This is a genomic window from Thermochromatium tepidum ATCC 43061 (assembly GCF_009664085.1).
Classification (GTDB): Bacteria; Pseudomonadota; Gammaproteobacteria; order Chromatiales; family Chromatiaceae; genus Thermochromatium; species Thermochromatium tepidum.
Genome location: NZ_CP039268.1, coordinates 2,403,157 through 2,424,424, shown reverse-complemented (window position 1 = coordinate 2,424,424; position 21,268 = coordinate 2,403,157). Strand labels below are relative to the sequence as shown.

Sequence of the window (21,268 nt, the reverse complement as noted above, 5' to 3'; positions counted from 1 at the left end):
CCATGGCCGAAAACGAAGACGGCCAGGAACGTTCCGAGGCCCCCACCGCCAAACGCTTGCGCGAGGCGCGCGAGAAGGGCCAGATCGCGCGCTCACGCGAGCTTAATACCTTCGTTATCTTGATCATGGGTGGGGCCTTTCTGCTCTTTCTCGGCGGCGGCCTGGCGACACGCCTCAGTCAGCTGATGATCGAGGGCTGGACGCTGGAGCGCGGTCTGATCTTCGATGAGGGTCTGCTGGTCCCCCATCTCCAGCATCTACTCGGACGCGCGCTCCTGGTCCTGGCGCCTTTGTTCGGACTGCTCATGGTGATGGCCTTTATGGGGCCGCTCCTGGTCGGGGGCTTGAACTTCTCTAGCCAGGCACTCATGCCCAAGTTCTCCAAGCTCGATCCGATCGCCGGTCTCAAGCGTATGTTCTCGGTGCAGGGACTGATAGAGCTGTTCAAGGGACTGGGCAAATTTGGCTTGGTCGGTGGGATGGCGACCCTGGGCATGATGCGTATTTGGGGCAATCTGCTCACACTGGGCGAACTTCCGGTGGATCAGGCGATCATCCAGACCGCGCACATGGCCGCCTGGCTCTTTCTCATCGCCGCGGCAGCCCTGCTGGTGGTGGCCGCCATCGATGTACCCTTCCAGATCTGGAACTATCAGAAACAACTGCGCATGACGCTCCAGGAGATCAAGGACGAGTTCAAGGAGACCGAGGGTAAACCCGAGGTCAAGGGCCGCCTGCGCCAGTTGCAGCACGAGATGGCCCAGCGGCGCATGATGTCCGAGGTGCCCAAGGCCGATGTCATCATCACCAACCCGACCCACTATGCCGTGGCCATCGCCTATGTGCCCGCGACCATGTCTGCGCCCCGGCTGCTGGCCAAGGGCACCGATGAGGTGGCCAAAGCCATCTGTGCGCTGGCCGAGGAACACCGGATCGTGCGCGTCGAGGCGCCGCGCGTGGCACGCGCCATCTATTTCACCACGGATCTGAATCAGGAGATCCCGAGCGGACTGTTCATCGCCGTAGCGCGCATCCTGGCCTATGTGTATCAGATCCGGCGCGAGGATCCGGATGTGGAGTTGGCCGATGACCTGCCGGTGCCCGAGGCCTATCTGGATCCGCGTACCGCCCCGCGTCGTCGGCGAGGACGTCGATGACGACCCTGGTTCAACGTCTGAGCGATATTGGGCGCCTGGGGCTGGGCACGCCCCTCCTGCTGATCGCGCTGCTCGGGATGCTGGTGCTGCCCCTGCCGCCGTTCTTGCTTGACCTGTTGTTCACATTCAACATCGCCCTGTCGCTGATCGTGGTCATGGTCGCGATCTATACCCCGCGCCCGATCGATTTCGCCTCCTTTCCGACCGTGATCCTGCTGGCGACCTTGCTGCGGTTGGCCCTCAATGTCGCCTCGACCCGGGTGATCCTGCTCAACGGTGGCAAGGGCACCGAGGCGGCAGGCAAGGTGATCGAGGCCTTTGGCCAGTTTGTGCTCGGTGGCAACTTTGCCATCGGGGTGGTGGTGTTCTGCATCCTGGTCATCATCAATTTCGTGGTGGTCACCAAGGGCGCCGGGCGCGTCTCCGAGGTCAGCGCCCGCTTCACCCTGGACGCCATGCCGGGCAAGCAGATGGCGATCGACGCCGATCTCAACGCCGGTCTGATCTCGCAGGAGGAGGCGCGCAAACGTCGCGAGGAGGTGGCCCAGGAGGCCGACTTCTACGGCTCCATGGACGGCGCGAGCAAGTTCGTGCGCGGGGATGCCATCGCCGGCATCCTGATCTTGTTCATCAATGTCATCGGCGGCATCGTCATCGGCACCACCCAGGCCGGGCTAAGCTTTGCCGACGCGGCCAACACCTTCATCCTGCTCAGTATCGGCGATGGTCTGGTCGCCCAGATCCCCTCGCTGCTGTTGTCCTCGGCCACCGCCATCATCGTCACCCGCACCTCCAAGCCCCAGGACATGGGCCAGCAGGTGTTCAGCCAGATGTTCGCCAATCCGCGCGTGCTCTATATCTCGGGCGGGATCATCGGGGTTCTGGGGCTGATTCCTGGCATGCCCAATCTGGTCTTTCTCGGGATCTCCTCCAGCCTGATCGGGGCCGCCTACCTGATCGGCGCCAAGCCGGCAGCCCCCTCGCTAGAGATGGTCGAGCGTCTGCCGCCGGGGCTGGAATTGCCCGCACCTGAGGATCGGGATCTATCCTGGGAGGATGTGCCGCCTGTCGATCTGGTGTCGCTGGAGGTCGGCTATCGACTCATCCCCCTGGTCGATCGCACCCAGAACGGTCAGCTCATGGCCCGGATCAAGGGTATCCGGCGCAAGCTCTCGCAGGAGTTCGGTTTTCTTATCCAGCCGGTGCACATCCGCGACAACCTGGAGCTGGGGCCGAATCAGTATCGCATCGCGATCCTGGGCGTGACCGTGGCCGAGGGCGAGGTCTTCCCCGATCGTGACCTGGCGATCAACCCCGGTCAGGTGTTCGGCACCGTCGAGGGTACGCCGACCAAGGATCCGACCTTCGGCCTGGATGCGCTCTGGATCGACCCGGCCAACCGCGACATGGCCCAGGCCGCCGGCTATACAGTGGTCGATGCCGCCACTGTCATCGCGACCCATCTGTCACAGATCTTCCGCGAGAACGCCCATCGCCTCATCGGGCACGAGGAGGTCCAGCACCTACTCGACCAGCTCGGACGCCGTTCACCCAAGCTGGTCGAGAACCTGCTGTCGTCCAAGACCATCTCACTGGGTGTGGTGCTCAAGGTGCTCCAGAACCTGCTGGCCGAGCAGGTCTCGATCCGCGACATGCGTACCATCGTCGAAACCTTGGCGGAACGCTCGGTCAAGAGTCAAGATCCCGCCACCCTGACCGCCGCGGTGCGGGTGGCGCTGGCCCGTTCGATCGTGCAGGATCTGGTCGGCCCCGACGACGAGCTGCCGCTGATCGCGCTTGATCCATCCCTGGAACAATTGTTGCACAAATCGCTGCAAGGCAGTCAGGGCGAAACCATCGGCATCGAGCCCGGTCTGGCTGAGCGGCTCCAGCGCTCGGTGGCGGAAGCGGCTCACAAGCAAGAGGCCGAGGGTGCGCCAGCTGTCTTGGTGGTGGCTCCGGAGATCCGTGCCTGGATCGCAGGCTGGCTAAGGGGTGCGGTGCGCAACCTGACCGTGCTGGCCTTCACCGAGATCCCCGACAATCGACGCATCCGGGTTGTGGCCACCGTGGGCAAGAGCGACAACACCTAGGCACGGGCCTGATCGAGTAACGGGAGTTTGAGCGATGAATGTACGGCGCTATCAGGCAAAGAACATGCAGGACGCCATGCGCCAGGTGCGTGAACAACAGGGACCGGATGCCGTGATCCTGTCGAGCCGTCGCGTTGACGGACTGCTGGAGGTGGTGGCGGCGACCGAGGTCCCGTCCGAACAGACCGCACAGACGCGCCCCGGCGTGCCTCGCGCGGCGCGCCCGAGCGTCGCCGATTCCGAACTGGCCGCGATGCGCCGTGAACTGCGCGATCTGCGCGCCCTGCTGGCACAACAGCAGGGTCTGAGCGAACGCGATCAATGGGCCGTGCGTCATCCGCTCGCCGCCGGGATCGCTGAGCGGCTCGTCGAGTGTGGATTCGACGACACGCTCGTGCGTTCGCTCGTCGGCGGCATCCAGGAGGAGCAGACGCCCGAGGAGGCCTGGGGCCGTCTGCGCGCACGACTTTCAGCCTCGATCGCAAGTGTGTCGCCCAATGTACTGGAGCACGGCGGCGTGCTGGCGCTCGTTGGTCCAACAGGCGCGGGCAAGACCACAACCCTGTGTCGGCTCGCCCTACGTCGCATCCGGCGTCTGGGTGCAGACTCAGTGACACTGGTCACGCTCGACCGTCAGCGCATCGGCGCACACAGGCAGCTCCAGGTCTTTGGCCAGATGGCCGGCGTGCCTGTCATGCTACTGGAGAGCGAACGCGATCTCATCGGTCTGGCCGGTCGCTGCGCCAGCGGTCATCTCATTCTGGTCGACACCGCCGGGCGTTCGGCGCGCGACGCGGCCGAGCACAAGCCCTTTGCCCAGATTCGTCACCTGGTCGAGGTCGAGACCTGGCTGGTGATCCCGGCGACCCATCAGGCCAGTGTGCTGCGTCAGGTGCTTCGGGCCTTTCAAGGCTGCGAGCCCTCGGCCTTGGTGCTGACCAAGATCGACGAGGCCGAACGGTTCGGCGAGATCCTCTCAGTGCTGCTGGAACAGCAGCTGGGTCTGGTCTTCCAGAGCGACGGACAGCGCATCGAGGAAGACTTCCATCCGGCCGACACGGCGCATCTGACGCGCCTAGCGCTGGGCGAGCCGAGTCCACGACTCCAGCCAGCGGTGCAGATGGCCGCGGCATCCGCACCCGCCGGGATCGAGGCTCACTGGTTTGCGCCGCGCGACGAGTCCGAGCCTCCTTCCAGACCCTCAGCGTCCAAGACCCCAGCCGCACGGACGCTCGGTCCCCAGTGCGTCACGACACGCGACAGCCTCGTGTTGGAGTCCGTAGTCCCCTTCAGGAAATCCATGCATGCAGCCTACTAGGAACCGGCCTTTTCAGAGTATCGCCATCTCCAGCGGCAAGGGTGGTGTCGGCAAGACCAATGTCGCGGTCAATCTGTCCGTGGCCCTGGCCCGGCTGGGACGCAACGTCATGCTCTTTGACGCCGATCTGGGTCTGGCCAATGCCGACCTGATGTTAGGATTACGCCCGACCAAGACCCTGCACGACCTGGTCGCCGGGCGCGTCGAGCGCCTGGAGGATGTCCTGATCCAGGGTCCGGACGGCTTGCTGCTGGTACCCTCGGCCTCGGGGATCGCGTCCATGGCCAACCTGAGCCCGGCAGAACATCTAGGGTTGATCCGCGCCTTCAGCAGCTACGATAAACCCCTCGACATCCTGGTCGTCGACACCGCCGCTGGTGTCCATGACTCGGTCACGAGTTTCTGCAAGGCCGTGCAGCAGGTGTTCGTGGTGGTCTGTGACGAACCGGCCTCCTTGACAGACGCCTATGCGCTGATCAAGGTTCTCCATCAGGAGCACGGGGTGCGTCGTTTTCGGATCATCTGCAATATGCTGCGCGACAGCGAGTCTGGCCAGCGTTTGATGCGCAAACTCTCGTCTGTCTGCGCCAACTATTTGCCGGACGTGGTGCTGGAGCCGGCCGCCATGATCCCTGTGGACGACAAGCTGCGTCTGGCGGTGCAGAGACGTCAGCCGGTGGTCAGCCTCTATCCGGGCAGTCCGTCCGGTCGCGTCTTCAGCGATCTAGCGCGCCGGATCGATGCAGGGCGCGTTGGGGTGACCGATGTCGGTGGCATTGGCTTCTTTGTTGAGCGTCTATTGCAACAAGGCGTCTGATGATCCGGAGTCGCTCTCGGACTGGATATGCGAGCGCCGGTGAGGAGACGGCGCGGCTGGTGTCCGAGCATGTCGACTTGGTGCGGCGCATCGCGCATCATTTGATGGCGCGTCTGCCGGCCTCGGTTCAGGTCGAGGACCTGATACAGTCCGGCATGGTTGGTCTGATCGAGGCCGCGCGCCAGTTCCAGTCGGGGCAGGGCGCGAACTTCGCCACCTATGCCGGTATCCGGATCCGGGGGGCCATGATCGACGAGTTGAGACGCGCCGACTGGACCCCGCGCTCTGTGCATCGCAACAGCCGGCGCATCGCCGAGGCGATTCGCCAGATCGAGGCGCGTGAGGGGCGCTCAGCCAATGATCGCGAGATCGCCGAGGCACTGGGTGTCACACTCGACGACTATCATGGCATGTTGCAGGATAGTGCCAGTTGCCAGATCCTGGGGTTGGAGGATCTGTTCGGCGATGACGCCGACAGCGACCGCCTGCTGCCGGGTGGGGGCGCCACGCCGACCGAACAGCTGGAGCGTGAGGAGTTCGCGGCTGCCCTGGCCGAGGCGCTGGCTGACTTGCCGGAACGCGAGCGTTTGGTACTCGCGCTCTATTATGACGAAGAACTCAATCTGCGCGAGATCGGCGCTATCCTCGACGTCACCGAATCGCGCGTGAGCCAGATTCGCAGTCAGGCCCTGCATCGTCTGCGGGGCCGTTTGAGCGACTGGATCCAAGTAGGGCGACCGGACGCCTGAATTCTCAAACCAACACAGATTCCATGTGGAGCATGGCATGGACAAAGGCATGAAAATCCTCATCGTGGACGATTTCTCCACCATGAGACGCATCATCAAGAACCTGTTGCGCGATCTGGGTTTCAACAACACGGCAGAGGCCGACGATGGCAGCACCGCCTTGCCGATGCTCAAGGGGGGTGGCTTTGATTTTCTGATCACCGACTGGAACATGCCCAACATGGAAGGCATCGCGCTGCTCAAGGCCGTGCGCGCCGATCCCATGCTCAAGTCGCTGCCCGTGCTCATGGTCACGGCTGAGGCCAAGCGCGACCAGATCGTCGAGGCCGCCCAGGCCGGTGTCAACGGTTATATCGTCAAACCCTTTACAGCTGAGACCCTGAAGGAAAAGATCGACAAGATCTTCGAACGCATCGAGGCACAGGGATGAGTCGATGGATACCGATGAAGAACGCTTGAATCTCCATTTGGATCTGGCGCGGCAACTGGTCGAGTGCCTGGAGAAGGGGCAGCGCTCGGAGGCCGATGACATCATCCGGCAGCTGCGTCTGCCCTACGAGCGCGAGCTCTTCGAGGAGCTCGGCAAGCTTACGCGCGAACTCCACGAGGCCCTCAAAAGCTTCCGTGGTGACGCGCGTCTGATCGAACTGAGCCGCGACGAGATCCCGGACGCCAAGGAGCGCCTGAACTACGTCGTCTCCATGACTGAACAGGCGACTCATCGCACACTCAATGCGCTTGACGAGTCCATGCCCATCGCCGAATCGCTCCACGGGCGTTCGGGGGTTTTACGCGAACAGTGGAACCGATTTCGCCATCGCGAGCTGTCGGTCGACGAGTTCCGCGAGCTGGCCCGCGAGCTCGATGACTTCCTGATCCAGACGGGTCAGGAGACCGAGCGGCTCAAGTCGCTGATGTCCGAGATCCTGATGGCGCAGGACTACCAGGATCTCACGGGGCAGATCATCCGTCGCGTCATCCGGTTGGTGCAGGAGGTCGAGGAGAATCTGGTCGGACTCATCCGGCTGTCAAGCGCGCGCATGGATCTGCCCAGGGTGGACAAGGCCGTCGTCGCAGAAGGGGGTGACTCGATGGACTCGCGCGGCCATGGTCCGATCGTGCCCAATACCCAGGACATGGTCGCCGATGTTGTCAGCAGCCAGGACGACGTGGATGCCTTGCTCTCCAGCCTGGGTTTCTAGCCCACCGAACCCTAGAGTGATCTCACATGGCCATAGATCCGAACGATGAAATCCTCCAGGACTTTCTGGTCGAGGCCGGTGAACTGCTGGAGGCGCTCAACGAGCAACTGATCGAACTGGAGCAAAATCCCGACGATCGCGACCTGCTCAATGCAGTCTTTCGCAGTTTCCATACTATCAAGGGTGGTGCGGGCTTCCTCAATCTCAACGCACTGGTCGTGGTCTGTCATCATGCCGAGGACGTCTTTAATCTGTTGCGCAACGGCGAACGCCGGATCGATCCGGCCCTCATGGATGCGGTCCTGCGCGTGCTCGACGTGCTCAACGTCATGTTCGGTGATCTCAAGTCTGGGCGTGAGCCCGAGTCGGCCCCGCCCGCACTGATTGCGGATCTGGCGGCGCTGGCTGTCCCTGACGCGGCCGGGGCGCCCACGCCAAGGCCTGTACCCGAACCAAGACCGGTCGCCGTCCCAGATCCGATGCCGGCGCCACCCAGCGAGGCTGAATCCAGGCCGGAGCCGACCGACGAGATCACCGAGGCCGAGTTCGAGGCGCTGCTCGACGCCCTTTCGGGACAGCCCGCGGCGCCCACCGATCAGCCACGGGCGCCGACGACGCCGGCCGACTCAGATCCATCCGGTGCGACGGCGGCGTCTGAACCGTCGACCGACGCCAGTGACCTGATCACGGATGAAGAATTCGAGTCATTGCTCGACCAGTTGCATGGTAGGGGGGCGGAGAAGACCATCGAGCCAGTTTCCGCCCCGTCCGCATCGCCCAGGCCGAGTCCGCCGCCGGTCCAGGCCTCGGGCCTTCAGGTGGTCGGTTCTCCGCCCGAATCGGTCACCGATCCGTCCGAGGCGACCAAGACTCAGCGCACCCCGGCTGCCCCTGTTGGCGAGACCTCGGTGCGGGTCGATACCCAGCGGCTTGACGAGATCATGAATCTGGTCGGCGAGCTGGTGCTGGTGCGCAATCGCCTGAGCATGCTGCGCATGCGCACCGGCGACGAGGAGATCGGCAAGGCGATCGCCTCGCTGGCACTTGTGACCTCGGACCTCCAGGCGGCAGTCATGAAGACCCGGATGCAGCCGGTCAAGAAGGTCTTCAGCCGCTTCCCGCGCGTGGTGCGCGACCTGGCGCGCAATCTCGGCAAAGAGATCGAACTAGAGACCTTCGGCGAGGAGACCGATCTCGACAAGAATCTGGTCGAGGCGCTCGCCGATCCCTTGGTGCATCTGATCCGCAATGCGGTCGACCACGGCATCGAGCCGCCCGATGAGCGCGAGGCCAAGGGCAAGCCGCGCCGCGGGACCGTGGTGCTGGGCGCGGCCCAGGAAGGTGATCACATCTCGCTGCTGATCCAGGACGATGGGCGCGGTATGGACCCCGAAAAGCTGCGTGCCAAGGCCGTCGAGAAGGGCCTGCTCGACCCTAGTCAGGCCGAACGTCTGTCGACACGCGAGTGTTTCGACCTGATCTTCATGGCCGGCTTTTCGACCAAGGAGGAGATCTCGGACGTCTCCGGACGTGGGGTCGGGATGGACGTGGTCAAGACCCGCATCGCCCAACTCAATGGCACCATCGAGATCGAATCCAAGGTCGGTGTGGGCACCAAGCTCAACGTCAAGCTGCCGCTGACGCTCGCCATCCTGCCAGCGCTCATGGTCATACTCGATGGCCGCCGCTTTGCCATCCCCCTTGCCTCGGTCTCGGAGATCCTGGAACTGGATCTGACTCGAACTCATTTTGTGGATGATCAGGAGGCCATCATGGTGCGCAACCATGCCCTACCGCTCTATTACGCCGTGCGCTGGCTGCATCCCCAGCGTCTGGTCGAGCCCAAGCCCGATGCCCATGTGGTCGTGGTCCATGTCGCACAGCGTAAGATCGGCCTGGTCGTCGATGACCTGATTGGTCAGGAGGAAGTGGTCATCAAGCCGCTCGGCAAGGGGTTACACGGCGTTCCGGGGCTGGCCGGCGCGACCATCACGGGTGACGGTGGGATTGCGCTCATCATCGACATCCCGGCGCTGCTGCGTCTTATGAGCCAGCCGGGCTATGGCGGACGGGCCTCGCATGCGCGACCGCGACTGGCCGAGATGGGGATGCCGGCATGAGTCTGCGTGTCGTTGTGGTCGACGATTCAGGTTTCTTTCGCCGACGTATCGTCGAGATCCTGAATGCCGATGTCGGGATCGAGGTCGTTGGAACCGCCGCCAACGGCCAGGAGGCGATCGAGGTCGTCAAGCGTCTCAAACCGGACGTCGTCACCATGGACATCGAGATGCCGGTGATGGACGGCATCACGGCGGTGCGCCGGATCATGGCCGAATCGCCGTGCCCGATCCTGATGTTCTCGACCCTAACCACCGAGGGCGCCAAGGCGACGCTCGATGCGCTCGACGCCGGTGCCATGGACTTTTTGCCCAAGCGCTTCAGCGAGATGGCCAAGGACGAGGATTCGGCCAAGATCTTGTTGCGCCGGCGGGTGCGCGCGCTCGGTCGCACCCGGCTCGCGCGCCCGACGACCCCAGCGCCCCTCGATCGTCCCGCGCCGACCGGGGCGGTGCCTGCACGTCCGGCCCAGGCCCCACGCCTCTCGCCGAGCGCGACCCCCCTCAGTAGCCTGCGCGCGGTGCTGATCGGCACCTCGACCGGTGGGCCCGTGGCCTTGCAAGAGGTGCTCAAGGGATTGCCGAAGAATTTTCCGCTGCCGATCATCCTGGTTCAGCACATGCCGGCGAGTTTCACGCCGGCCTTTGCCGAGCGTTTGAACAACCTGTGCCAGATCGAGGTCAAGGAGGCCGCGTCAGGTGACCTCCTCAAACCCGGCAGTGCACTGCTGGCGCCCGGCGGGGTGCAGCTCGTGCTCGAAGGCGGTGCCCAGCCTCGAGTACGCATCGAGGAGAGTCCACCCGGCACCATCTACAAGCCGAGCGTCGATATCACATTCAAATCGGCGGTCGCGGCCTTGCGTTCCCAGGTCCTGGCCGTGGTGCTGACAGGTATGGGCGCCGATGGACGCGAGGGCGCGCGTGAGCTCAAGGCCAATGGTGCCCATGTGTGGGCGCAGGACGCGGCCAGTTGCGTGGTGTATGGGATGCCAGCGGCGGTGATCGACGCCGGACTGGCCGATCAGATCCTGCCGCTCAAGGAGGTCGGACCGGCCTTGGTCAAGGGTTTCTGCTGAATGGACATCCTGAGCCTGATCGGGCTCGCGTTCGGGTTGACAGCCATCCTCGGTGGCGTCATCGCCAAGGGTAGTTCGGTCGAGGCGCTGTGGAATCTGGCGGCCTTCCTGATCGTGGTGATCGGTACTCTGGGCGCGACCCTGGTGCAGACCCGGGTCCCTGTCTTCTTACATGCGCTCCGGATGTTTCCCTGGGTCTTCAAGCCGCCGCGACTGGAGCCAAGACCCATGATCAAGCGTATCGTCGAGTGGTCGCATCTATCGCGTAAGGAGGGGCTGCTCGGGCTTGAGGATCGCTCGAACACCGAGCCGGATCTCTTCGTGCGTAAGGGATTGCAGCTCCTGGTCGATGGCACCGAGCCGCAGATATTGCGCCAGGTCCTGGAATCCGACCTCGACAACAGCGAGTCGTTCGATCTCCAGGGGGCGCGTGTCTTCGAGAGCATGGGGGTCTATTCGCCGACCCTCGGCATCATCGGGGCTGTCATGGGCCTGATGGCGGTGATGCAGAACCTCGCTGAGCCGAGCAAGCTCGGACAGGGGATCGCGTCCGCCTTCGTGGCAACCATCTATGGCGTGGGTCTGGCCAACCTCTTTTTTCTACCCGTGTCCAACAAGCTCAAATCGATTGTTCAGGCGCGCATCACCTATCAGACCATGCTGGTCGAGGGATTGGTCGCGATCGCCGAGGGCGAGAACCCGCGCAACATCGAGAACAAGCTCAATGGCTTCATCCAGGGCTAAAGACGATGACGCGACATAACCGGCGTGAGGAACATCTCAACCACGAGGCCTGGGCCATCCCCTATGGCGACCTGGTGACGCTGCTGATGGCCTTTTTCGTGGTCATGTACGCCGTCTCCGTGGTGGATGCCGGTAAGTACAGTGTGCTCTCCGAGTCCTTGATCGAGGCGTTCGGCGCGCCGGCGGCCGTCGATCCGATCCAGATCGGCGAACCGACGCAGGCGCTCAACCCGATCAGTGAGGACGTGCGCCGCTCGCTCGCCCCGGTCGAGATCATCGTCCCGAGCCCGGACGAGGAGGCCCCCGCGCCGGGTCTCGAACCTTCCTCGCCGACCGATGTGGCGCTCGCCGCCCTCATCGGCACGGCCTCCGAGGAGCAGCTTGGGCGCATCATCGGTGAGATCCGGGAGATGGCGGAGGAATTGCAGGAGGCCATGGGGTCGCTGATCGAGGCCGGCAACATCGAGGTCAAGCGCCAGCCTTACTGGATAGAGGTCTCAATCAACAGCAATCTGCTCTTCTCCAGCGGCTCGGCGACCCTGCAGCCGGCGGCGCGTCCGGCCCTGATCCGGGTTGCCCAGCTGCTCAGAGGGCACGACGTGCGCATCCATGTCGAGGGACACACAGACAACCTGCCGATCAACAACACCATCTACCCCTCCAATTGGGAGCTATCGTCCGGACGTGCGGCGACCGTGGTCAACCTGTTTGCCCAGAACGGCGTCGATCCGGAGCGGATGGTCGCCATTGGCTATGGCCAGTTCCATCCCATCGACAGCAACGCCACGGAGGCTGGGCGGGCGCGCAACCGGCGGGTCGCTGTGATCGTGCTGCCCGTTTTACAGTCCGCCCAAGCGAGTGGGCAGCGGGCGCCCGAACGTCTGAAAACGGATCTGGAACCTGGCTGACGTCTAATCGTAAAGTGACGTTCAGGCGCATCCAGACAGGCATTCAACGACGAACCGAGAGCCAACATGATGACCGCATCCGATTCGCGGGCGAGCCAGCCGAGCGGCTCCTCCTCCTATGTCACCTTCAGCCTGGCCGACGAAACCTATGCCATCGACGTCCTCCAGGTCCAAGAGGTGCTCAAACTCACCGAGATCACACCTGTGCCTGGTGTGCCTGATTACATCCTAGGCATCATTAACCTGCGCGGCGACGTCGTCACAGTGATCGACGCGCGTCGGCGTCTCTCCCTGCCGGTGCGCGAGCCGGACGAGTCATCGCGCATCGTCATCATCGATGTTGATAACCAAAACATCGGCATCCTGGTTGATTCTGTGGCCGAGGTGGTCCAAATCCCAGCAGAATCGATCGATCCGGCCCCTGCCGTCGGCAACGACCAGACCAGTCGCTTTATCCTGGGCGTCAGCAGTTCCAACGAGGGTCTGACCATCTTAGTCGACCTCAACAAGCTGCTTTCCGACGAGGAGTGGGCAAGCCTGCGCGAGCTATGAGAACGGACTTGAGTGGTCCGTCATGGTTTATGTTTCGCTTCCGCTGGCCGATGAATCCAGTAGGGGCACGGCGCGCCGTGCCCCTACGGTGGTCAGGTAGCCTTTTTTAAGGGTAGCGAGGTCATGAACGAACCCACCAGAGAGCTGGGGCCGGTCCAGGCTCAAACCCCTTCGCGAACCCTGGGCGATGATCATGAGCGCCGACTAAGACAGCAGCGTACCTGGCTATTACGTCGCCGCGCCGATCGGCGTGGCCAGCGCGAGGAGCGGCGCCGCGGCGAGCGGCGCCGCGGCGAGCGCCGAATCCAGGAGCGTCGCACGCAGGATCGGCGCCTGATCGATCGTCCAGGCTTGGATCGGCGTGTGTGCGATCGCCGTCAGGCCGAGCGGCGCGTGCGTGATCGCCGTCAAGCCGATCGGCGTTCGAGGGCACGCGAGGCCGAGGCGCGTCTGCCGACCCAGATGGCCGGCGCCTTGCCCCGTCTCCAGGGGCGAAGCAGCGGCCATGTTGACGAGTACGCCTGAAGGATCGTGATGGATGCTGCGTCTCTGGTGCAGATCATTCGGCTCGATCCACTCTGGGTCGCGGTGTTGGCGTTGCTCATCGCCCTGGTGGCCCTCTTGTTGGCCGTGCGCGGCGCGGCGCGGCAGCGCGCCCTGGAGGCGCGCTTGGCCAGGTTGCGGCACGATCAGCGTGGTTTGGATACCGCGATCCTGGCCTTGCATGGCGCCATCAAGGCCGTGGCCGAGGATGTCATCGATCAGGGGCAGCACCAGTCGAACGTCAGGCGCGCGCTCGACCGGCTCGCCGATCAGCAGAGCGAATTGCGTCTGCGCGACGTCGATGAGGGGCTCTATGTCCAGGCGATCGAACTGATCCGGCTCGGTCACCGACGCAACGAGGTCCGCAAGCTCTGCGGACTCAGCGAGGCCGAGGTCGATCTACTCTTCAGCCTGCACGGTGCAGGTGTGGCGCGAACACAGTCGTCGTCTAAGCCATGAGACCACTGACAGGTGGTATCATCCGCGGGCCGCTATCCCCCGCCGAAGACGACGAGCCCGAGCGATGACCCCAGCCGATCAGGAACCATTCAACCCTCCCCCCCGCCCGCTCGTCTCGATCCTGATCCGTACCCTGGGGCGCGCGACCCTGGCCGAGACGCTCGACTCGGTCGCAGCCCAGACCTATCCCCGCATCGAGGTCGTGCTGATCGATGTCCGGGGCCGTCGCGAACTCGACCCACCGCCCTGCGCTGGACACCTGGTCCGCCTGGTCTCCAGCGGGCGCCGTCTGGGACGGGGGGCGGCGGCCAACCTGGGCCTGGACTCGGCCCAGGGTGATTTTCTGCTCTTCCTTGACGACGACGACTGGCTGCTGCCCGAGCATGTCGCCGGTCTGGTCGAGGCGATCGAATCGCGAACCGACGCCCGGGCGGCCTATGCCGGGATCGAGTGCCGGCGCCAGACGGCAGGAGGCGAGTGGGAGGTCGTGCACGTCTTCAACCAGCCCTATGATCCGCTGCGGCTCTTGTTCGAGAATTATCTGCCGATCCATGCCGTGCTCTTTGCCCGCTCGCTGGTCGGCGACATGTTGCGCTTCGATGAGTCACTCGAGGTCTATGAGGACTGGGATTTTTGGCTTCAGTTGAGCGCCCTCACTCCGCTGATCCATGTCGATCGGGTCACCGGGGTCTATCGCATCCAGGGCGCGAGCGGGTTCGGTTTGCAGCAGGACGATGAGCGACTGAGGCATGGGCTGGCGGCCTTCTTCGACAAGTGGCGTTCGCGCTGGACGCTCGACCAGCTGCTGGGACTCGTGGAGTATGCCAAGCATCGGCCCATGTATCTGGAGCTGCGCGAGCGGTGTGCCGCTGAGACGCGCGGACTCATCGAACAGACCCACGCGCTGCGGCTCGAGCGCGAGGACTGGAAGATCCGTCATGCCTTGCTGGCATCCGAGAAAGAGGCGCTCGAGGCCCGACTCCAGGCGCTGCACCAGCAGCTCCTCAGCGCCCGTTCCAGCCAGGATGCCGATCGCGAGTTGCTCGACCTGCTTGGGATCCGGTCGCTGCGCGATGCGCTCCAGTGTCGCGCGGATCTGGAACGTTACCGCTCCTGGCTGGGTTGGATCCTGGGGTTGACCGACTGGCTGACTTGGCCAGTGCGTGCCGCCTCTCGCCAGGTGCAGAGGCTCCTGGCCCCGCTCGCAGACCCGGCCTCAAGGCTGGGGTCGCACGCCGAACACCTGGTCGAGATCCTGAGGTTTCATGGAGCCGGGCCGGTGGCGCGTGCGCTGGTGGCCAAGCTGGGCCGCGCGGACGGGCGAGGCACGGCTGGGCTGGCGACGCTCTGGCAGGTCGCGCGGATCGCTGCGCTCGGTCTCAGACCCGAGCCCCAGCCTCAGGTGGCGCTGCTGGTCGATCTTGAACGGGTCTGTATCCACACCCTCTGGTTGCTGGAGGAACTGATCCAGAGCCGCTCTACGCCGCCGTTCGAGCCGCTCTTTTTGCACCCGTCCGGACATCTGATCGGCGAGCTGCTCGAACGTCGGGTGCCCGAGGCGCGCCATCTGGCGCTCGAACCGGGGGCGTCCGTCGCCGATCGGTTTGACGCTGTGCTCGCCGCCACCAAGGCCGACTGGATCCTGATGCTCGACTGTCTGGAGGCCAGACCGCGCGACTGGCTGTGGTGTCTGCTGCACGGCGTGCCGGAGGGCGACCCGGAGGTGCCTAGGGTCGGTGCGGTCAGCCCCAAGCTCGTCGGTTCTGACGGGCGCTTGATCGAGGCCGGACGGCGCCGCGCCCTGGACGGGACGGTCTGGCCGATCGGTGCCGGCGCCGATCCCCAGGCGCCCGAGTACAGCTATCCGCGTACAATCGATTCGGCCTCCGAGGTTGGATTGTTGCTGAGTCGGAGTGCCCTGGAGTCGGTCCTGGGCACCGCCCGCCCCACAGAGATATCCGAGCTCTTGGATGCCTTGCGCAGCCAGGGCTGGACGCTCCTCTATCAACCCGAGGTGACCCTGGTGTGTCTCGAACGGTCGGCCGCGGCGGGCGCCGAACAGGGACGCCTCCTGGTGATCGATGCCGTGATGCTGACCCCGGATCAGGATTCGGGTTCGCTGCGCATGCTCAACCTTCTGGAGACCTTCCTGGCGCTCGGTTGGCACGTGGCCTTCGCCCCCTCCAACCTCGAGTCTGTCGAGCCCTATGGTTCGCGACTCCAGCGCCTGGGGGTGGAGGTCCTCACGGCACCCCGGATCGAGTCTATCCACTCTCATCTGCAGGCGCGTGGCGCCGGATACGACCTGGTGATCCTGAGTCGGGCCAGTATCGCGGACCAGTTCTTCGAGGTCGTTCGGCGGTATGCGCCACAGGCCGAGGTCTGGTTCGACACCGTTGACCTGCACTTCCTGCGCGAACAGCGCGAGGCCGAACTCAAGAACGACCCAGCGGCGCTCAAACGCGCCGCCCAACGCCGACGCCAGGAACTCGACCTGATCGCGCGCGCCGACCTGACCCTGGTGGTCAGCCCGGTCGAGCGCGATCTGCTGGCGCGCGAGCTCCCCGGGGCACGGCTGGAGGTCCTGAGCAATATCCACGATCTCCATCCAACCCACACCCCATTCGAGGAACGCGATGCCATCCTCTTCATCGGTGGGTTCAACCATGACCCCAATGTCGATGCCGTGCTCTATTACGTCGAGGAGATCCTGCCCCGGGTTGAGTCCGAACTCGGTCCGGTGCCGACCTTCATCCTCGGCAGCCGCCCGCCGCCGGGGATCCGCGCACTCGAAGATCCGCGTCGTGGGCTGCATGTCACTGGCTATGTGGAGGACCCCAGGCCCTATTTCGAACGCGCCCGGCTATCGATCGCGCCGCTGCGTTACGGGGCCGGGGTCAAGGGCAAGATCAACCTGAGCCTGGCCTATGGCGTGCCAGTCGTGGCCACGCCCTGTGCCGCCGAGGGGATGTATCTGACCGATGGGGTCGATGTCTTGATCGGCGCGGATGCAGAGGCATTCGCCGCTGCCGTGGCCCGACTCTATCGCGACTCCTCGCTGTGGCAGCGATTGGTGCAGGCCGGGTTCGACAACATCGAACGGCATTTCTCGCGCCGGGTCGCGCGCGCCACCCTGGAACGACTCCTCGCGGGGCATGCGGCATGAAGATCCTGCTCATCACCCATGGCGAGCCGCTTGACCCTGGGCGCATCGCCTCCGGCAACAGTGTGCGCGCGCGGGGCCTGGCGCTCGGACTTAGCGACGCCGGCCATACGCTGGTTCAGGTCTATCCTGCGACCCTGGGTGGGCCGCCCCCACGGGGCGTCCGAGCTGGCCTGCGCGCGCGCAGCTATCGCGATCGGGATGCCCTGACGGCCCTGATCGCGGAGGAGGCCCCGGATGCCTTGCTGGTCGGCTATTGGGAGCTGATCGAGCTCCTGCCCGAGTCGCTCGACCTACCGCTCATCCTCGACGTGGTGGCCCCCCGGATCCTAGAGGCCATGTATCAAGAGCATCTAGATCTGGCCGATGAGGTCCGGCGGACGCTCCTCTGTTATCGGCGTGCCGATCGCTTCCTGGTCGGCAACCAGCGCCAGGCCAGTTTTCTGTTGCCCTGGTTGCTCCTGGCTGGATTCGACTGTCGCGTCGCCGCACCCATCGATGTGGTGCCCATCTCGGCGGGCTTCGAGTGTCTTAAACCACTGACCTGTTCACCGGAGACGCGCTTGCGTCTGGTCACCGGCGGGGTCTCCTGGCCCTGGCGCCGCACCGAAGACTGGCTCGATGCCCTGGTCTGGGCGCTGGACCGTCAGGGCCGGGGGCGGGCGGGACTGGTGGTTCTGAGTGGTCGCTATGTCTATGACGCCGATCAGGCGCCGCTGGAACTCAGTGAATCTGAGCGCGCCTGGCCTGAATCCATCGTCGAGCGGCATGGACTCCTGCCCTATGGTGCGATGCGTGAGTATCTGCGTCGTACCTGCCACATCGGGCTGGAATTGGCCGACGAAAACCCCGAGCGCTGGCACAGCCAGTCGTTTCGCGCCATGGAGTTCTTGAGCCTGGGTCTGCCGCTGATCTGCAACCGCTATACCGAGCTGGCCGGACTGGTTTGCGACTATGACGCCGGTTGGGTCATCGATCGGATCGAGGACATCGACGGCTTGGTCACTGCGCTCCTTGCGCGGCCCGAAACGATCGCCGAGAAGTCAGCCAATGCCCTGCGGCTGGTCGAGGAACGCTTCCACTATGGTCGAACCATTCAACCCGTCCTCGATTTCCTGGCCACACCCGTTCGCGCCTGTCCAGGCGCGCCGCTGATCGACCTGAAATCAACCGCGCCAGCCGTTCCGCCCAGGGCCGATCAATCTGCTGCCGCGCCGTGCGAGCCGTCCATCCAGACCCCAGTGGCCAGGGTTCTGCCACGAGGTTCTGCGCGATTCAAGGCCCTGGCACGCACCGCACTCGGTCAGGCGCGCCCCTGGCTCAAGCCGCTGGTGACGACCCTGATGCGCGGTCTCGGGCGTCTCGGTCGGCGCCGTGCTGTGATCCTGGTCTCGCGCTCGGACATCCATCCGGCCAATCACGGTGCGGCGGTCAAGATCGAGCGCACCGCCTGGGGCCTGTCGTTCGCGGTCGAGGCCGTCTATCTGATCAGCGAGGATCGCGTCCGCTACCACGAGGTGCGCCAGGGTCAGTGGAGCGAGCGCCGCTTTCCGCTCTGGTTGCAGCTGCTCGGGCCGGATCCAGAGCAGGTGCGCGCCTTCCTGCTCGACTCGGGTATCCCAGCCGAGGATGCCTTCCTCTATCGACCGGTCGCCGACTGGAGTTTCATCGCGCGTACCCTCTATCTGGCGCTCATCACCGGCGCGCGCGTCTATCAGGCCGAGTTCCCGGCCTATGGGCGCGCGACCTGCTGGACACGTGACCTGTTGGGCGGACGCGCGCTCCTGGTCGAACACAATGTCGAGTATCGGCGCCTGGCCGAACAGGTGCCGGACCTGTCCCCGCATGGCTATGAGGTGTTGCGCAAGGTCGAACTTGGGTGGTGCAAGCGTTCGGATGCCGTCGTCGTGGTCTCCGAATCCGACCGCCAGCGTCTGCTGGCCGATGGTGTGGCGCCCGAGCGGCTGCATCTCATCCCGCACGGGGTCGATCTCGAGGCATTCGCACGCGCCGCACCGCTCGATCTCCGGGCGCTCTATGCCATCCCGCCCGAATGTGCCGTACTGGTCTATCACGGGATCTATCTCTATCCGCCGAATCTGGAGGCGATGAAGGTCATGGCGGACGAGATCCTGCCGCGGCTCGAGCAGTTGGGGGTTGCAGTCAGGGTGCTGGCGATCGGTCCCCATCCGCCGGCCAATGAGCTCCATCCCTCTCTGCGCTTCACCGGACCGGTCGAGTCGGTCGCGCCCTATCTCAAGGGCGCGGACCTGGCCGTGGTGCCCTTGCAGAAGGGAGGCGGCACGCGCATGAAGATCCTGGATTATTTTGCTGCCGGACTGGCAGTGGTGAGTACCGCCAAGGGTGCCGAGGGCATCCCCATCACCCCGGGGGTCGAGGCGCTGATCGTCGATGACCACGACGCCTTCGCCCAGGCGGTGGCCGAGCTGCTCGCCGACCCCGAACGGCGCGCGCATCTGGGCGCGGCGGCACGCGCCTTTGTCACGGCGCTGGACTGGCGCACCATCGCCGCGCGCTATCTGGAGCTGGTCGATTCGGGCTGAAGGTGGTCGCGCTCGTGGTCACTGCGGTGCGGCCAGCCGGTTAGGGGTGTCTGGAACTGAGGTGTCGACCGCGAGCCAGCGATCCAGGACGGCCTGGACGCACCCGATACCCAGGCGCTCGTGGGCCGAAAACACCTGAACCTCGACCTGACCAGACCCTGCCTCGGCCAGGGCACGCTCGACGGCCAGACGCGCCGCCTTGGCCGCGCCGCGCTTGAGCTTGTCGGCCTTGGTGAGCAGCAGCAGGATCGAAAGCCCTGCACGCTGCCCCCAGTCCAACATCTGACGATCGTAATCGGTCAGGGGATGGCGGATATCCATGACGATCACCAGCCCGACCAGCGACCGGCGGTGCTCCAGATAGTGCGAAAGATGGCGCTGCCACTCGAGTTTGACGCGTTCGGGCACCCTGGCATAGCCATAGCCGGGCAGGTCGACCAGGCGGCGCTCGTCGTCGAGCTTGAAGAAGATCAACTGCTGGGTGCGACCTGGGGTCTTACTGGTCCGGGCGAGCGCGTTCTGGTGGCAGATCGCGTTGATGGCGCTCGACTTGCCGGCATTGGAGCGCCCGGCGAAGGCGACCTCGCGCCCCCGGTCGTCCGGCGCCTGGTCGAGCCGGGCGGCGGCGGTGAGAAAGCGCGCCCCCTGGTAGAAGGCATTGAACCCTGTCGGCTGAGAATCACGCATCTCTGGCAGCGACCCCGGATCCCAGATCAGCGAGTCGGGTCTTGGTCGTCGCGCCTCCAGTGCCCGGAGCGTCCGCCGGACTTCTCGACCAGCTGGACGTCGGTGATCCGCATACCGCGATCGACGGCCTTGCACATATCATAGATCGTCAACAAACTGATCTGCACCGCGCACAGCGCCTCCATCTCGACCCCAGTCCGGCCAAGGGTCTCGACCCTCGCGCGACACCGAACGGCGGATGCCTCCGCAACAGGTGTCAGTTCGATCTCGACGCGGGTGAGGCTCAGCGGATGGCAGAGCGGGATCAGATCGGACGTGCGCTTGGCGCCCATGATACCCGCCAGCCGCGCGACCCCGAGCACATCGCCCTTGGCATGGCCCCCTCGTTCAATCAGGTCCAGGGTTTCAGGCTGCATCCGGATCCAGCCCTCGGCCAGCGCGCGCCGTACCGTCTCGGGTTTGGCGCCGACATCGACCATCCGGGCCTCGCCGCTTGGGGTAAAGTGTGTGAGCATCGATCAGAAGGCCGGTTTCTCGGGGGCGTCATCAAACATCTTGACGCTCGCCAGGATCTCCTGACAAGCCTCCTCGCGGTCGCCCCAACCGGCGATCCGCACCCACTTGCCCTCGTCGAGGTCTTTATAGTGCTCGAAGAAATGGGCGATCTGGTCGAGGAGGTGTTGCGGCATGTCGCGGAAACTCTCGACCTGACGATAGCCCTTGTAGAGCTTGTCGATCGGCAGCGCCAGCACCTTGGCGTCGTCGCCCGATTCATCGGTCATCTTGAGTAGACCGATTGGGCGGCACTTGATGACCGAGCCCGGGATCAGTGGATAGGGGGTGACCACCATGACATCGACCGGATCGCCGTCCGAAGACAGGGTATGCGGGACATAGCCGTAGTTACAGGGGTAGTGCATGGCGGTGGACATGAAGCGATCGACGAACATGGCGCCGGTCTTTTTGTCCATCTCGTATTTCACCGGTTCGGAGTGCGCCGGGATCTCGATGATGACGTTGATGGCATAGGGGACATTGTCCCCGCGCGAAACCTTGGACAGATCCATGAACAGGCCTTATGAATGAATAAGCTTGACGCCTTGTCGCCCCCGCGACAAG

19 protein-coding genes are annotated in these 21,268 nt (G+C 64.5%); 16 read left to right on the top strand and 3 right to left on the bottom strand.

What is annotated here, in order from left to right:
- The first annotated feature begins 2 nt into the window (after positions 1-2).
- The 16 genes from flhB (at position 3) to E6P07_RS11090 (ending at position 19,462) form a co-directional block, all read left to right on the top strand.
- Entirely contained in the window at positions 3-1,157 is a 1,155-nt protein-coding gene (gene flhB / locus E6P07_RS11165) for a flagellar biosynthesis protein FlhB (protein ID WP_153975680.1), read from the top strand.
- Positions 1,154-3,250 (top strand): flagellar biosynthesis protein FlhA, encoded by a 2,097-nt coding sequence (flhA, locus tag E6P07_RS11160; RefSeq protein ID WP_153975679.1) that lies wholly within the window; start codon positions 1,154-1,156, stop codon positions 3,248-3,250. The genes flhB and flhA overlap by 4 nt, the downstream gene beginning before the upstream one ends.
- A gap of 34 nt (positions 3,251-3,284) precedes the next feature.
- Complete coding sequence (gene flhF, locus E6P07_RS11155; protein ID WP_153975678.1) at positions 3,285-4,568, top strand: flagellar biosynthesis GTPase FlhF; 1,284 nt, start codon at positions 3,285-3,287, stop codon at positions 4,566-4,568.
- Positions 4,555-5,385, top strand: coding sequence for a MinD/ParA family protein (locus E6P07_RS11150; RefSeq protein WP_153975677.1), 831 nt, complete (start codon positions 4,555-4,557; stop codon positions 5,383-5,385). Before flhF ends, E6P07_RS11150 begins: the two co-directional genes overlap by 14 nt.
- Positions 5,385-6,134 carry an RNA polymerase sigma factor FliA gene (locus E6P07_RS11145; protein ID WP_153975676.1) on the top strand — a complete coding sequence of 250 codons (750 nt, stop codon included), beginning with the start codon at positions 5,385-5,387 and terminating at the stop codon, positions 6,132-6,134. The genes E6P07_RS11150 and E6P07_RS11145 overlap by 1 nt, the downstream gene beginning before the upstream one ends.
- 49 nt (positions 6,135-6,183) lie before the next feature.
- A complete protein-coding gene (gene cheY / locus E6P07_RS11140) occupies positions 6,184-6,564 on the top strand; it encodes a chemotaxis response regulator CheY (RefSeq protein WP_153975675.1) in 381 nt (126 codons plus the stop codon).
- 4 nt (positions 6,565-6,568) lie between these two features.
- Complete coding sequence (locus E6P07_RS11135) at positions 6,569-7,336, top strand: protein phosphatase CheZ (protein ID WP_153975674.1); 768 nt, start codon at positions 6,569-6,571, stop codon at positions 7,334-7,336.
- A 26-nt stretch (positions 7,337-7,362) separates the two neighbouring features.
- A complete protein-coding gene (locus E6P07_RS11130) occupies positions 7,363-9,456 on the top strand; it encodes a chemotaxis protein CheA (protein WP_153975673.1) in 2,094 nt (697 codons plus the stop codon).
- Complete coding sequence (locus tag E6P07_RS11125; RefSeq protein ID WP_153975672.1) at positions 9,453-10,529, top strand: protein-glutamate methylesterase/protein-glutamine glutaminase; 1,077 nt, start codon at positions 9,453-9,455, stop codon at positions 10,527-10,529. Before E6P07_RS11130 ends, E6P07_RS11125 begins: the two co-directional genes overlap by 4 nt.
- Complete coding sequence (locus tag E6P07_RS11120) at positions 10,530-11,273, top strand: flagellar motor protein (protein ID WP_153975671.1); 744 nt, start codon at positions 10,530-10,532, stop codon at positions 11,271-11,273.
- Positions 11,274-11,278: 5 nt separating this feature from the next.
- Positions 11,279-12,181 (top strand): flagellar motor protein MotD, encoded by a 903-nt coding sequence (gene motD / locus E6P07_RS11115; protein WP_153975670.1) that lies wholly within the window; start codon positions 11,279-11,281, stop codon positions 12,179-12,181.
- Between the two features lie 69 nt (positions 12,182-12,250).
- Positions 12,251-12,733: a chemotaxis protein CheW gene (locus E6P07_RS11110; protein WP_153976215.1), complete on the top strand. Its 483-nt coding sequence runs from the start codon at positions 12,251-12,253 to the stop codon at positions 12,731-12,733.
- 123 nt (positions 12,734-12,856) lie between these two features.
- Positions 12,857-13,258 (top strand): hypothetical protein, encoded by a 402-nt coding sequence (locus E6P07_RS11105; protein WP_153975669.1) that lies wholly within the window; start codon positions 12,857-12,859, stop codon positions 13,256-13,258.
- A 9-nt stretch (positions 13,259-13,267) separates the two neighbouring features.
- A complete protein-coding gene (locus tag E6P07_RS11100) occupies positions 13,268-13,735 on the top strand; it encodes a DUF2802 domain-containing protein (RefSeq protein ID WP_153975668.1) in 468 nt (155 codons plus the stop codon).
- 64 nt (positions 13,736-13,799) lie between these two features.
- The gene (locus tag E6P07_RS11095) at positions 13,800-16,901 is read left to right on the top strand and encodes a glycosyltransferase (RefSeq protein WP_153975667.1); all 3,102 of its coding nucleotides are present in this window, start codon (positions 13,800-13,802) and stop codon (positions 16,899-16,901) included.
- The gene (locus tag E6P07_RS11090; RefSeq protein WP_153975666.1) at positions 16,898-19,462 is read left to right on the top strand and encodes a glycosyltransferase; all 2,565 of its coding nucleotides are present in this window, start codon (positions 16,898-16,900) and stop codon (positions 19,460-19,462) included. Before E6P07_RS11095 ends, E6P07_RS11090 begins: the two co-directional genes overlap by 4 nt.
- An 18-nt stretch (positions 19,463-19,480) precedes the next feature.
- On the opposite strand, the gene yihA is transcribed toward E6P07_RS11090, so the two are convergent.
- The 3 genes from yihA to ppa are packed head-to-tail and all read right to left on the bottom strand — an operon-like array spanning position 19,481 to position 21,216.
- Positions 19,481-20,149 (bottom strand): ribosome biogenesis GTP-binding protein YihA/YsxC, encoded by a 669-nt coding sequence (yihA, locus tag E6P07_RS11085; protein ID WP_153975665.1) that lies wholly within the window; start codon positions 20,147-20,149, stop codon positions 19,481-19,483.
- A 26-nt stretch (positions 20,150-20,175) separates the two neighbouring features.
- Positions 20,176-20,664: a cyclic pyranopterin monophosphate synthase MoaC gene (gene moaC, locus E6P07_RS11080; protein ID WP_153975664.1), complete on the bottom strand. Its 489-nt coding sequence runs from the start codon at positions 20,662-20,664 to the stop codon at positions 20,176-20,178.
- A 3-nt stretch (positions 20,665-20,667) separates the two neighbouring features.
- A complete protein-coding gene (gene ppa / locus E6P07_RS11075) occupies positions 20,668-21,216 on the bottom strand; it encodes an inorganic diphosphatase (protein ID WP_153975663.1) in 549 nt (182 codons plus the stop codon).
- Positions 21,217-21,268 lie beyond the last annotated feature (52 nt).

Bases quoted from the DNA above. Each gene is read 5' to 3' on its own strand.
- E6P07_RS11135 (WP_153975674.1), top strand. From the start codon at position 6,569: ATGGATACCGATGAAGAACGCTTGAATCTCCATTTGGATCTGGCGCGG.
- E6P07_RS11120 (WP_153975671.1), top strand. From the start codon at position 10,530: ATGGACATCCTGAGCCTGATCGGGCTCGCGTTCGGGTTGACAGCCATC.
- flhB (WP_153975680.1), top strand. From the start codon at position 3: ATGGCCGAAAACGAAGACGGCCAGGAACGTTCCGAGGCCCCCACCGCC.
- E6P07_RS11125 (WP_153975672.1), top strand. From the start codon at position 9,453: ATGAGTCTGCGTGTCGTTGTGGTCGACGATTCAGGTTTCTTTCGCCGA.
- E6P07_RS11110 (WP_153976215.1), top strand. From the start codon at position 12,251: ATGACCGCATCCGATTCGCGGGCGAGCCAGCCGAGCGGCTCCTCCTCC.
- cheY (WP_153975675.1), top strand. From the start codon at position 6,184: ATGAAAATCCTCATCGTGGACGATTTCTCCACCATGAGACGCATCATC.
- ppa (WP_153975663.1), bottom strand. From the start codon at position 21,216: ATGGATCTGTCCAAGGTTTCGCGCGGGGACAATGTCCCCTATGCCATC.
- motD (WP_153975670.1), top strand. From the start codon at position 11,279: ATGACGCGACATAACCGGCGTGAGGAACATCTCAACCACGAGGCCTGG.
- E6P07_RS11130 (WP_153975673.1), top strand. From the start codon at position 7,363: ATGGCCATAGATCCGAACGATGAAATCCTCCAGGACTTTCTGGTCGAG.
- E6P07_RS11090 (WP_153975666.1), top strand. From the start codon at position 16,898: ATGAAGATCCTGCTCATCACCCATGGCGAGCCGCTTGACCCTGGGCGC.
- E6P07_RS11150 (WP_153975677.1), top strand. From the start codon at position 4,555: ATGCAGCCTACTAGGAACCGGCCTTTTCAGAGTATCGCCATCTCCAGC.
- flhA (WP_153975679.1), top strand. From the start codon at position 1,154: ATGACGACCCTGGTTCAACGTCTGAGCGATATTGGGCGCCTGGGGCTG.
- moaC (WP_153975664.1), bottom strand. From the start codon at position 20,664: ATGCTCACACACTTTACCCCAAGCGGCGAGGCCCGGATGGTCGATGTC.
- E6P07_RS11105 (WP_153975669.1), top strand. From the start codon at position 12,857: ATGAACGAACCCACCAGAGAGCTGGGGCCGGTCCAGGCTCAAACCCCT.
- E6P07_RS11145 (WP_153975676.1), top strand. From the start codon at position 5,385: ATGATCCGGAGTCGCTCTCGGACTGGATATGCGAGCGCCGGTGAGGAG.
- E6P07_RS11095 (WP_153975667.1), top strand. From the start codon at position 13,800: ATGACCCCAGCCGATCAGGAACCATTCAACCCTCCCCCCCGCCCGCTC.
- yihA (WP_153975665.1), bottom strand. From the start codon at position 20,149: ATGCGTGATTCTCAGCCGACAGGGTTCAATGCCTTCTACCAGGGGGCG.
- E6P07_RS11100 (WP_153975668.1), top strand. From the start codon at position 13,268: ATGGATGCTGCGTCTCTGGTGCAGATCATTCGGCTCGATCCACTCTGG.
- flhF (WP_153975678.1), top strand. From the start codon at position 3,285: ATGAATGTACGGCGCTATCAGGCAAAGAACATGCAGGACGCCATGCGC.